Source organism: Streptomyces cellostaticus (assembly GCF_023630175.1).
GTDB classification, from domain to species: domain Bacteria; phylum Actinomycetota; class Actinomycetes; order Streptomycetales; family Streptomycetaceae; genus Streptomyces; species Streptomyces cellostaticus_A.
The window spans coordinates 42,675-54,667 of the sequence record NZ_JALLIN010000051.1 but is presented as its reverse complement, the minus strand read 5'-3'; the positions used below and the strand labels follow the sequence as shown (position 1 = coordinate 54,667).

The 11,993-nt window shown below is 69.7% G+C and carries 10 protein-coding genes; all 10 read right to left on the bottom strand.

Going from position 1 to position 11,993, the window contains the following annotated elements; genetic code table 11:
* On the bottom strand, window positions 1–2,997 hold a 2,997-nt coding region (locus MXD57_RS26820), incomplete at its 3' end, for a non-ribosomal peptide synthetase (RefSeq protein WP_250404608.1).
* Window positions 2,998–3,123: 126 nt separating this feature from the next.
* Window positions 3,124–4,173 (bottom strand): acetylserotonin O-methyltransferase, encoded by a 1,050-nt coding sequence (locus tag MXD57_RS26815; RefSeq protein ID WP_250404607.1) that lies wholly within the window; start codon window positions 4,171–4,173, stop codon window positions 3,124–3,126.
* Window positions 4,174–4,217: 44 nt separating this feature from the next.
* Complete coding sequence (locus MXD57_RS26810) at window positions 4,218–4,436, bottom strand: MbtH family protein (RefSeq protein ID WP_250404606.1); 219 nt, start codon at window positions 4,434–4,436, stop codon at window positions 4,218–4,220.
* Window positions 4,437–4,499: 63 nt separating this feature from the next.
* Entirely contained in the window at window positions 4,500–5,633 is a 1,134-nt protein-coding gene (locus tag MXD57_RS26805) for a beta-ketoacyl synthase N-terminal-like domain-containing protein (protein ID WP_250404605.1), read from the bottom strand.
* A complete protein-coding gene (locus tag MXD57_RS26800; RefSeq protein ID WP_250404604.1) occupies window positions 5,627–6,919 on the bottom strand; it encodes a beta-ketoacyl-[acyl-carrier-protein] synthase family protein in 1,293 nt (430 codons plus the stop codon). Before MXD57_RS26800 ends, MXD57_RS26805 begins: the two co-directional genes overlap by 7 nt.
* A complete protein-coding gene (locus tag MXD57_RS26795; RefSeq protein ID WP_284506149.1) occupies window positions 6,920–7,141 on the bottom strand; it encodes an acyl carrier protein in 222 nt (73 codons plus the stop codon). It lies immediately after the preceding gene.
* 121 nt (window positions 7,142–7,262) lie between these two features.
* Entirely contained in the window at window positions 7,263–8,078 is an 816-nt protein-coding gene (locus MXD57_RS26790; protein ID WP_250404602.1) for a phosphosulfolactate synthase, read from the bottom strand.
* A gap of 9 nt (window positions 8,079–8,087) precedes the next feature.
* Window positions 8,088–9,098 carry a 2,3-diaminopropionate biosynthesis protein SbnB gene (locus MXD57_RS26785; RefSeq protein ID WP_250404601.1) on the bottom strand — a complete coding sequence of 337 codons (1,011 nt, stop codon included), beginning with the start codon at window positions 9,096–9,098 and terminating at the stop codon, window positions 8,088–8,090.
* A gap of 47 nt (window positions 9,099–9,145) precedes the next feature.
* Window positions 9,146–9,958, bottom strand: a complete 813-nt coding sequence (locus MXD57_RS26780) for a thioesterase II family protein (RefSeq protein ID WP_250404600.1) — start codon at window positions 9,956–9,958, stop codon at window positions 9,146–9,148.
* Window positions 9,959–10,295: 337 nt separating this feature from the next.
* The gene (locus tag MXD57_RS26775) at window positions 10,296–11,588 is read right to left on the bottom strand and encodes a glycosyltransferase (protein ID WP_250404599.1); all 1,293 of its coding nucleotides are present in this window, start codon (window positions 11,586–11,588) and stop codon (window positions 10,296–10,298) included.
* Window positions 11,589–11,993 lie beyond the last annotated feature (405 nt).

The window sequence follows — 11,993 nt, the reverse complement described above, 5'->3', positions numbered from 1 at the left end:
CATCTCTTCCCGCGGTGTCCGCGGTCCACGGCCGGCGCCCACCGTCGCGTACTCCGGGACCGGCAGGGCCCGCCGGTCCAGCTTCCCGTTCAGGGTCAGCGGGAGGGCGTCCAGCACCACGAAAGCCGACGGCACCATGTAGTCAGGCAGCCGCTCCGCGACGAATCCACGCAGTGCCGCCGTGTCCACGCCGGCGAGGTCGAGGCCTGCGGGGGGCACCACGTAGGCGGTGAGCCGTTTGTCGCCAGGAGTGTCCTCCCGGAGGATCAACGCGGCCTGGCCGACCTGGGCGTGCCCGGCCAGGACCGCTTCGATCTCGCCGGGCTCGATACGGAAGCCGCGTACCTTCACCTGGTCGTCGACGCGCCCTATGAAGTCCATGGTGCCGTCGGCGAGCCACCGCACCACGTCCCCGGTGCGGTACATCCTGCTGCTCGGTGCGCCGAACGGGTTGGCGACGAAGCGGCCGGCGGTCAGTTCGGCGCGGTTGAGGTAGCCCCGGGCCAGGCCGTCGCCGGCGATGTAGAGCTCACCGCTGACCCCCGGGGCGACGGGGCGCAGTGCCTCGTCAAGAACGTACAACCGGGTGTTCCACAGGGGCCGGCCGATGGGGACGGAGCCGTCCGGTACCCGGCCGGGTTCGCGCAGCGGGTTGACCGCGGAGAAGACGGTGGTTTCGGTGGGGCCGTACTCGTTGGCGACGACTGTGCCGGGGCAGGCTTCGAGGACACGGCGGACGGCGGTGGGCGAGACGACGTCGCCACCCGCCCAGATCTCTCGGACACCCTTGAAGCAAGCGGGGTGCTCCTCCGCGAGGACACGGAAGAGGCCGGCGCTGACGAACAGGCCGGTCACGTTCTGCTCCGTGATCACCTTGGCGAGGTCGGCGGCGTCCATCAGGCCCGCCGGGGCGACGACGACCGTGCCGCCGGTCAGGAGCGGGGTCCAGATTTCGAAGGTGGACGCGTCGAAGGCGTACGGGGAGTGCATGAGCACGCGTTCGTGCCGGCCCGAGGTCCAGTAGGAGTCGGCCGCCAGGTGCACGACGTTGCGGTGCGTGTTGGCCACACCCTTCGGCTTGCCGGTGGAACCGGAGGTGTACATGACGTACACGAGCTGCTCGGAGTGGACCGTGACCTGCGGTGCGGCCGGGGTGTCAGGGCCGGCCCCCGCGCTCGGCTCCACAGTCGTGCCCGCCGTCTCCGCAGTCGTCTCGGTCTCCTTCTCCGTGTCGTCCTCGCCCCGGGACGTGACACGGATGACCGGGACGTCCGCGGTGAAGCCGATATCGTGCTGGTCCCGGTCGGTCAGCAGCGCCATCGCGGCGGTGTCCTGGAGGATGAACTCGGACCGGCCGGCCGGCTGGTCCGGGTCGATGGGTACGTACACGCCGCCGGCCTTGAGGACGGCGAGCGACGAGACGACGACGCCGATGGAGCGTTCCTGGAGGACGGCGACCCGGGACTCGGTGGTGACGCCGGCGCGCCGGAGCCGCTGGGCCAGGCGGTCGGCGCGGGCGTCCAGGTCCGCGTAGGTGAGGACGGTCGTGCCGTCGGTGACGGCGTGCGCGTGGGGAGTGCGTGCCGCCTGGGTTTCGAAGAGCTCGTGGACGCAGACGTCGTGCGGGTAGTCGACGTCCGTGTCGTTCCAGGTGTGCAGGATCCGCTCACGCTCGTCCGGCGCGACCATGTCGGCCTGGCGCAGCGGGGCGCCGGGATCCGCGACGAGCTGCTCCAGCAGGCTCAGGTACCGGGTCTGGTGGGAGCGGACTTCCTGCCGCTCGTAGAGGTCGGAGTTGCCGTCGAAGTCGATGGTGGGGCCCCGGCCGTCGTCGGGGTCGCGGACGACGATGGAGAGGTCGGGTACGGGTCCGCTCGACAGGTTGTGGGGGACGCCGTGGAGGTCGCCCAGCGATATGCCGTCGTTGAAGGAGATGATGTTGGCGACGACGTTCCAGATGCGCTGGGCCCGGTTGCCTCCGCGGATCTCCCGGATCAGGTGCTCCGAGCGGAAGCGCTGGTGGCGCAGCGCCTGGTTCACTTCTGTGGTGGCACGGCCGAGGAGGTCGCTGAAGGATTCCTCGCCGGAGACCGTCAGGCGCAGGGGGAGGACGTCGGAGAGGGTGGTGACGGTCGTCCTGGCGGCCACCGACTTGCGGCCCGTGACGGGAAGACCCACCAGGATGTCCTGCTCGCCGGTCATGCGGCTGAGGTAGACGAAGACGGCCGCGATGAAGACGACCGCCCGTGTCGTCCTGTGCTCGTGGGCGAGCTCCCCGAGCGTGTCGCTGGTGGTCCCGTCCAGCTTCGTCGTCACCCGGCTGAAGCGGCCGTTGACGCCGGGCTCGCGTGACGCGAGGGTCGTCGGGTGCGGGCGGTCGGCGAACTTGTCGAGCCAGTACGCGCGGTCGGCGGTGAACTTCGGCGAGGCGAGGTACTTGCGGTCCTCCTCGCGGAGCGGGTCGAGCCCCTGAGGGACGACTGCTTCGAGCGCGTTGGTGCCCGGCGACCGGAGCGACATGTAGATGTCACCCAGGCGCTGCTGGAACAGGAAACCGCCGTAGCCGTCCATGAGGAGGTGGTGGAACCTCGCGTACCAGAAGTAGCGCCGGTCAGCGATCCGGAAGAGGGCGAACGACCAGAGCGGACCGGTGAGGACGTCCACACGACGGCGCAGGTCGGCGTCCATCCATTCCCGCGCCACCGCCTCCGGGTCGGGCCGTCCGGAGACGTCGATGTACCCGACGTCCGGGACGAGAGAGGAGTCGACGGTCTGCCGTACGCCTTCCGGTCCTTCGCTGAACCGCTGGTGCAGCGCTTCGCACTCGCGGAACGCCTGCCGGCAGGCCTCCTGGAACAGGGCGACCTCGATGTCACCGCGGAAGTCGACGTACTCGGCGATGTTGTAGGCGTGGCCCGAGGGGTCCAGCTGGTGACCGAACCAGATTCCCGTCTGAGCAGTGGACAGTTCCCTCTGCTCGCTCTGCTCCTCGGACACCCTCATCACCTCACGTTTGAAGCCAACAACAGGAACGGGCAGCACGGCGGCGCACTGGTGGCCGGTGCGTGGGTGTGCCGGGGCGGGCGCCCTCGGACCCGTGTCTCGCCCTCGGCGGACCGCCGATCAGCAGCGCTCTCTTCTCGCTTCGAGCACGCTGAAGAACGAGTCCGGGAGCCGGGTGACCTCCGAGAGGCGCAGGCCCGCCCGCCGGAGCAAGGACCGGTACCGGTCCAGGGTGCGCTCGCGGCCACCGAGGACGACCATCATTCCCAGGTCGCTCCACCAGGCGGGGTGGGCTTCGCCCGATGAGGGAAGGAGCATTTCGCAGATGAGCAGGCGGCCGTCCGCGGGGAGTGCCTCGCGGCTGCGGCGCAGGATGGTGACGGCGTCGTCGTCCTCCCAGTCGTGGAGGACGCTGCACATGAGGTGGGCGTCGGCCCCGCCGGGGATCTCCTGGAAGAAGTCGCCCGGTTCCGTCCGGCAGCGGTCTCGCAGCGGAGCGAGTTCGCCGGAGGCCTCGGCCCGCTCGACGACGCTGCGCCGGTCGAAGAGGATCCCGCTGACGTGCGGGTTGGCCGTCAGGACGGAGGCGAGTACGGCGCCCTTGCCGCCCCCGATGTCGAGGAGGCAGCGGGTGTCCTTCCATACCGGGAGGGTGGCGAGGCCCGCGTAGAGACGGCCCGCCCGCTCCCGCATGCGTTCGTCGAAGGTGGCCCCGACCTGGCAGTCGCCGTCCTTGTGGGTGAAGAATCCGGCGCCGAACTCGTTGTCGAAGGCCGGTCGGCCGGTGGCGATGGTGTCGACCGCTCCGAGCCAGGCACGGTAGGAGTCGACGTTGGCGAGAGTCGCCCGCATCGAGACGGGCGAGTCGGTCTGGAGCAGTCGGCCCAGCCGGGTGAGGGCGAACAGACCCTCACCGTGGTCGGTGAAGAATCCGCAGCTGGCAAGGGTCCGCAGGAGCCGTTCCAGGGCTCCGGACGACAGGCCGAGCACCCGGGCCAGGTCTTCCACCGTCCGTGCGGAGTCGCGGAGTTCGTCCGCGACGCCCAGGTGCGCGGCGACGGACAGCGCGTACGGCAGTACGGCGACGATGCTGTCGTCGGCCATCCGCAGGAATTCGCGGACCACCGGGTCGGTCGCGGTCGCGATGACGTGCTCTCGGTCGGTACTCACCCGGCTGGGCCTTCCGTTCATTGCGTCAGTTCGGTGGCGCGTCTTCAGGAGCTCGCGTCGCCCATGGCGTCCACCAGGCTCTTCGGGCGCATGTCCACCCAGTTCTCGTTGATGTAGTCGAGGCAGGCCTGTCGGGTGTCCTTCTCGTGGACGACGGTCCACCCTGCGGGCACCACGGCGAATGCCGGCCAGAGGGAGTGTTGTCCTTCGTCGTTGACCAGAACGATGTAGACGCCCTCGGGGTCCTCGAACGGGTTCGCCATCGGAACTTCCTTCCTTGCAGAACGGTTTTCCAAGTGCTGGTGCGGCAGTGCGCACCAGGTTGTTCAGCGGCCGGACGACGGCAGCCGCAGCAGTGCGCAGGCCACCGCTCCGTCGGGGTCGACAGCGCTGACGAGGGCCAGGCGGTCGCCGTCGGGGCCGCGGTCGCCGACAGCGGCGTGCTGCGCAGTGCTCAGCAGCGCCGCGATCTGGAAGACGGACGCGGCGGCGGACGTGTCTCCGATCAGCGATCCGATCGCGGGCCGGGAGACCGCTTCCGTGCCGAACATGTCCTCCAGAAGCCGGACTTCCCCCGTCTCCGGCGTCCCGCCGCAACTGCTCGGCATGGCCGCCCAGACGTCCGCGGACGATGCGCCGGCGGCGTCGAGCACGGCGGACAGGCAGGAGCGCAGGACGGCGACGGGATCGCCGTCCGCGTCGACACATGAGGTGACCGCCAGGACCTCGGCCAGGACGGTGCGCTCGGCGCCGATGCCGTCGGGCCGCTCCAGCAGGAGGACAGCGGACCCCTCGCCCAGTGCCGCGGCTTCGTCACAGGCGCGCCGCCGATGGTGCTCCAGCCAGGAGCGGGCCTGCGAGTACTCCTCGGTGGCGCCGACGACGACACGGTCGGCGCGGTGCTGCGCGAGCATCCGGCGGCCCTGTTCGAGGGCCAGGAGGCCCGATACCCGTCCGGCGGCGAGGGTGCTGTTCGGGCCGCGGAGGCCGTGGAAGATGGCGCTGGCCGAAGCCGCCCTGTTCATCGCCATGTTCGGGAGGGCGACGGGCGGTACGTCCTGAGGGCGCCGGCCTTCGAGGGAGGCACGGGTCACGTCCGCGTACCCCTGCGCGCTGCCGGCCGTCGTACCGAGCACGACCGCGGTGGTGAGACCGCTGTCGTCGACGATGTCGGGCGCGTGCCGCAGCAGCTCGCGCACCGCGGTGACCACCAGGCCGGTGGCGCGGTCGAGTCCCCTCGTCCCGGCCCTCCCCAGTACCTGCCGGACCTCGAAGTCCGGTACGAGATGAGCCACCGGGTCGGCGACGACCCCCCATACGCCGGTGTCGGGGCGCTGTGCGGTGGTTCGGCCGGTCGACACTCCCAGTTCGAAGGACTCGCGTCCCAACCCGAACGGCGACACGGCCGACCAGGCGGTGATCACGGGGCGCCGCGGCGCGCCTGCCTCGGTGCTCAGCACAGCTGCTCCTCACGCGGGTTCCGTACCGCCGGTGGGGTCCGCCGGCCGTCGGGGCTGCCGAGGACGAGGACGGCGTTGTTGCCGCCGAACGCCAGCGCGGTGTTCTGGGCGATCCGCACGTTGGCTGCGACGGACCGGTTGGGTGTGCAGTCCAGGGCGCATTCCGGGTCGGTGAGCCGGTGGTTGGCCGTGGGGGGCACGAATCCGTGGTGGATGGCGAGGGCAGCTGCCACGGCGCCCAGAGCGCTGGCCGCGCCCATGGTGTGTCCGATCATGGACTTCACGGCGGTGACGCGGGGCGGCTTCGCGTCGAAGACGTCGTGCATGGCCTGCGCCTCGGTGATGTCGTTCGTCTCGGTCCCGGTGCCGTGCACGGAGACGAGGTCGACGTCCTCGGGGGTGATGCCGGCGTCGTCCAGGGCCAGGCGCATGCACCGGCCCACGCTTCCTCGTTCGGGGGCGACGGGATGGTGCGCGTCGCAGTTCAGCCCGTAGCCCATGACCTCCGCGTACACGCGCGCGCCGCGGGCGCGCGCGGAGTCGGCGTCCTCCAGCACGAGCATGCCGGCCCCCTCGCCGAGCAGGAGGCCGTCGCGCCCGGCATCGAAGGGTCGGCACTCCTCTTCGGCGACGAGGCCGAGCCGGGTGAAACCGGCGAGCGTCTTGCGGCACAGCACGTCCGCCCCGCCCACGAGGGCGTAGTCGGCCTCGCCGGACCGTACGGCGTCGAGCCCCGCACCGATGGCGTAGTTCCCCGCGGCGCAGGCGGTGGCGATCGAGACTGCTTCGACGTTGCGGAGGCCGAGCTCGCGTGCGAGGTGCACCGACAGCTGTGAGGCGGGAACACGGCGGGCCAGTACGGCCGGCATGTCCTCGAGACCCCCGGGGAGGACGGCCTCGACGACGCCGTCCAGGTCCGGTACGCCGCCGTCGGTGGTGCCGACGGCGATGAACCCGCGTCGTCGCTTGTGCAACTCCGACGTGCTCAGCCCGGCGTCCGACATGGCCATACGGGTGGCCGCGATGGCGAAAGCCGCGGCGGGTCCCACCTCGTCCAGGGGAAGGTTGTGAATCCAGTCCCCCGGCTCGAAGTCCGCCACCTGGTGTCCGCGCCGCCGCGGGAACTCCCGGGTGTCGAAACGGGTGATGTCGGTGGTGCCCACGCGTCCGGCCCGCAGTGCGTCCGTGAATGGCCCGACGCCGTTGCCGATGCTCGAAAGAACGCCCATACCGGTGACGACCACTCGCCGACGCCGGCCGTTCGTACTGACCCCCGTGCTTGTCATCTACCGCGCCTTGGCCGTTTCGAGTATCGCCAGCACCGTCGCCAGGTCGACCATCCGCCTCAGGTCGTCCCGCTCGATTTCGACGTCGAGCGCCACCTCGATTTGGCTCTGGATTTCCACGGCGTTCATGGAGTCCGCACCGTAGTCCTCACGGAACCGTCCGGAGGGGCTCAGTTCCCCCTCCTCCAGTTCCAGCACATTGCAGATTATTTCGCGGACCATTGCCTCGCGTTCGGCAGAAGGCACCGTTGTTCCCTTCCCTCAGGCCGTGACGGCGCAGAGAATGAATTCCTGTTCGGGCAGGGTCTGGCGACCCCGGCGACCCATTTCGATGTCGCCTATATCACTTGGCGAGGGACGAGCGCTCGTACGCGTCGCTGTGCAGACCGTGCCGGTACGTTTCCACCCTGAGCAGCTCTTCCAGCCGGACATTACCCAGGGCGACGTCGGAGCCGAAATGGTCGAGCAGTGCGAACTGGCTCGGCTTGGTGGGGGCCTCGAATATGAGGCGATCCAGCCCGAATTCATCGGCCAGCGTGTCGGCGAGTCCGCGGTTCAATCGGCCCCGGGAATCGAAGAGTCCCACGTCCGCGGCGTTCTCGCGGCCTTCGACGACGAGATGGGTGGCGCCTGCGTTGATCCACTGGCCGCCCTCCGCGATGAGCAGCTTCGTCGTTTCCTCGTCGAACGCCCCGTCGTGCTTACCGCCTATCTCGTAGGTGACCGTGAGACCGCGGGCCGTCGCGGCCTCCAGTACGCGTCCGGGATGGGGGTCGGAGCGGGTGAATCCCTGACCCGCCTCGATCCCCGTGACGTTCAGCCGCCGGCACAGGTCGAGGTACTCATCCAGCCGGCCGAGGTCGGCGGCTATCTCGAACATGCCTCCGCCGACCGTCACCGGAAGCCCGTGGTCCCGGGCGGCCCGGATCTTCTGCTGCAGGCTGCTGTCCTCGATGAGCAGCCACGTCGCCATGGAGAGCTTGAGCCCCGCCATCAGGGAGTGACTCTGGGCGATGTGGGAGACCACCGTCGCGACGTCGTAGCCGGGGTCGAAGGGATAGGTCCGGGGCGTCCGGCGGACGACGCCGAGTGATGCGAGGAAGGCCCGTTGCGGGGGTCCCGCGCCGTTCGCGTCGGACTCGATTGCTCTTTCTTTCACTGAAAGGGGTTACCTTTCCAGTCGGGTGCCCACGCCGTTCTCGACGGCTCGTCCGTAGACGGCGGCCGAGCAGGCGATGTCTCCGACGGCCTGTCCGATGGGGTTGAAGAAGATGGTCTCCTCGGGCTTCTCCCGGCCCGGACGGGCGCCGGTGACGAGCTGCGAGAGGTCGGCATGGCAACGCTCGGGGCCGAAGGTGCCCTGCTGCGCCATGGTGTGCAGGAGTTTCCCGGGCCGCATGACCTGCTCGTAGCAGTCGACGACGACCTTGTCGCTGGCGAGGACGACGTCCGGCATGGGGTCGGCGAGCGAAACGTTCAGGAACAGGGAGCCACGCGGCACCCATTCGGCGGGGATCCACGGCCCGGGGGCGGTGGTGACCACGAGGATGACGTGCGCGTTGCGCAGGCATCCGGCGGCGTCGTCGTGGACGGTGACGGCCAGCCCGTGCTCCTCGCGGGCCCAGTGGGCGAAGGACTCCGCCTGCCGGGGGGAGAGGTCGTGGACGTCCACCGCCTCGGGCCTGTCCCACGTCTCGCACAGAAGGGACAGGTGCGTCCTGGCGAGGAGACCGGTTCCCAGGATGGCGAGACGCCGGCCTTCGGGCGCCAGGTAGCGGCAGGCCAGGGCGGATACGGCGGCGGTCCGCCATGCGCTCACGACGGAGCCGTCCATGATTGCGACGGGGTAGGCGCTGTCCGCGTCGTTGAGAACGATCACCGCGGAGGCCCGCGGTATGCCCCGGACCTCCTGGTTGTCGTGGGCACTGCCGATCCATTTGATGCCGGAGAGGTGGACCTCGCCGCCCACGTAGGCGGGCATGGCGATGATGCGGTCGGTCGGGTGCGGGCGTTCGGGACGGCGCAGGTAGGGCTTGAGCGGTTGCACCACGTCATCGGCGGCCTGGGCGCGCAGTGCGGCTTCCACGGCCTCGACGAAGAGGGAGCGTTCGCGGCCGGCGGCGCGTTCCACGTCGGCGGCCGACAGGTAAAGCAGCCCATCGCGTGTGATGGGGTCCAACGCGTTCAAGATTCCCCCCGTGTCCCGTTCGCTGCCGATCCGGAGTCTCAGTCGTCGGCATGCTGACCGGTGTGTGAATGCGCCGCGCCGGTGCCTGTCATGCGGTGGATGGCGCGGTTCACCTGGTGCGCGAATTCCCGTTCGTGTTCCAGCAGGTAGAAGTGACCGCCCGGGAACGTCTGACTGGCGAAGGACCCTGTCGTGGCGTCCTTCCACTCGGTCACCCTATTCCAGGGAACTCCCGCATCGTCAACACCGGCAAAGGCGGTAATCGGTGTGGAGATCCGACGGAGGCGTTGCGGCGAGTATTCCCGCACCAGGCGGAAATCCGCACGCACGGCGGGCAGCACCAGCTCGCGCAGGCCGGGCTGGAGCATCGGATCGGTGTACGTGCCTCCGGTCCTGCGGAGTTCGGCGATCAGCTCGTCGTCACTCTCTCCGGGCCATTCGCGTTCCGGAGGCAGGTGGGGCGGAATCTGGGCGGACACGATGAGTCCGGCTGGGCGGCGGGCGAATGACATCTCAAGATGTCGTGCCACTTCGAACGCGACCCAGGCACCCATGCTGTGTCCGAAGAGGACAAGGGGGGAGTCGTCGTCGAGGTGCGGTTGCAAGGCCTGGGCCACTTGGGGTGCCAGGTCGTCCATGGTGGACGCGCACGGTTCGGATATCCGGTCCTGACGGCCCGGGTACTGGACGGACAGCAGATCGGTTCCGTCGGGGAGCCATGAGGCCCAGGAATGGTGGAAAGAGGCGGTACCGCCGGCATGCGGCAGGCACAGGAGGCGTATCCGCGGGTTATGGCATCGTCGGTTGCGTCGGATCCACGACGCTCCGGCGGGGGCACGGTCAGAGGACATACCTGCCTCCACACCCGTCGCGCGGGCTTCCGTGTCCCTCGGAAAGGCCGGTCATGCCCTCGAGAGAGCCCGCGTCTAATGCTGCTAAACGCGACACGCCGATACTCACACCACGACGAACCATGCCAGTCACCCCCGTGTGAGTCGCATGAGTGATGTTGCTGCTGTGAACAAGTCAAGATCCTAGGCGAGTTGAAGGGCGAAGGCAACGAAGATCGGCCTGTGATTCCTGGTCACACGGCGTGGTTGCCCCGTGACGCCGACGCCCGGTGACGGGGGTTTCCGAAAGCTGGAAATCCCTGGTCGGCCGAGGCGGACCGGGCGTCCCGGGGGCACGTCAGGCCCTCTTCCCCACCCCCGCCCGCCAGACGCCCTCGAGTACGCGCACAGCGTCTTCGAGGGGGCGCTCCGCACTCAGCTTCTCGGCGAACCGCTCGGCGTTCCGTGCGATGCCGGGATCGGTCGTCGCCGTGACGATGCCCGCGCGGAGCGCCTCGGCCGTCAGTTTCCGGAACTCCACGGGCGGCGCCGACACCCCGAGGCCGTGGACGTGGTCCGCCCACATCTGCTGCTCGTTGTGGAACGGGCAGGCCAGCTGCGGGATACCCGCCGCCAGCGCGGCGTTGTACGTTCCGGTGCCCCCGGCGTGCACGGCGGCGCGGACCCGGGGGAAGAGCCAGTCGTAGGGGATGTCCCTGACCACCATGACGTTCTCCGGTGGGTCGACCACCCGGATGCCGCCCCAGCCCTCCACGACGACCGCCCGTTCCCCGGCGGCGCTCACCGCCTCGACGACCAGTTCGCCGGTCGCCTCGGGATCTCCGCCGAACATGCTGCCGAAACCCACCGAGACGGGCGTCCGGCCCTGCTCCAGGAAGCGCACCAGTTCGGCGGGCGGCTGCCAGTCCCGGTGGCGCGGCAGCGTCCAGAAACCGGTGGTGTGCACCCACTCGGGCCAGTCGGCGGCCGGCTTCAGCACATGCGGGCTGAAGCTGTGCAGCACGGGTGTCGGGTTGCCGTGGACGTCGGTGCGGAAGTCCGTGTACCCCTCCCGCGGCGCCAGCCCGAGGACCTGCGTACGCCACTGCTCCACCCAGTCCGAAAGCGGCGGTTCGAGCGGCCTGTTGACACGGGCGTGGTCCTCCAGGTTCGTCGCCGTCGGCCGCAGGCCGGGACCCGGCGAGTACTCCCGGGAGACCACGTGGTGCGGGTAGAGCGAGGCCAGGACGTGCGGGACGCCGAGCCGCTCGGCGATCTGGTGCGTCACCTGCCGGGAGGACGGGGAGTAGACGACCAGGTCGGCCCCGGCCGAAGCCGCGTCCCACATTTCCCGCATCATCAGCGGGAAGACCCGCGGGAAGAGCGCGATCGTCGACTCCCGCAGCCGGCGCTGCACCTGCGGGTCGTCGTTGTTCAAGTACAGCCCCCGGATCTCGGGGCTGGACTGGAGTCTGACGAGTTCGTCGTTGAGTGGAGCGAACGGAACGCCGAACTCCGCGGCGAAGTCCCCGTAGAGACGCGGTCCGACGAGCGTGGCGGTGTGTCCGGCCCGGTTGAGCGCGTACGCCAGGGCCAGGTACGGCTGCACGTCGCCGCGGCTTCCGTCCGTCACATAGACCAGAACCTTCAATTCCGTTCCTTCCTGGGGACCGGACCGGGAGCCGCGCTCGACACGGAGTACCACCGCGGGGAATCGACGCGGCTCGCAAACCGGCGGATGTGTGTGATGGGGCGGGGGCGGCGGGGGCTCCGCGCATCGGTGTGCCGCGGCCGTGCCCCGCTTGGGGACCGTCCCGGCCGTGCCTCGGGCGGGACCACGGTGATCATACAGACAGCACATCGCCGGACCCTCCGCACCACAACTCCCGCCCCTCGAAGGCCCTTTGCCGTGCTCTGGGAGGGCGCCGACACGGCCGGGCACCGCAGCCGTCAGCGGGCGGTTCCTGCTCCGCCTGTGTTTGTGATCACTTGCAAAATGCCACGGCGGCAGGTCAAATCAAGGGGTTACGGTGCGATCGGCCACGGGGGCATCCGA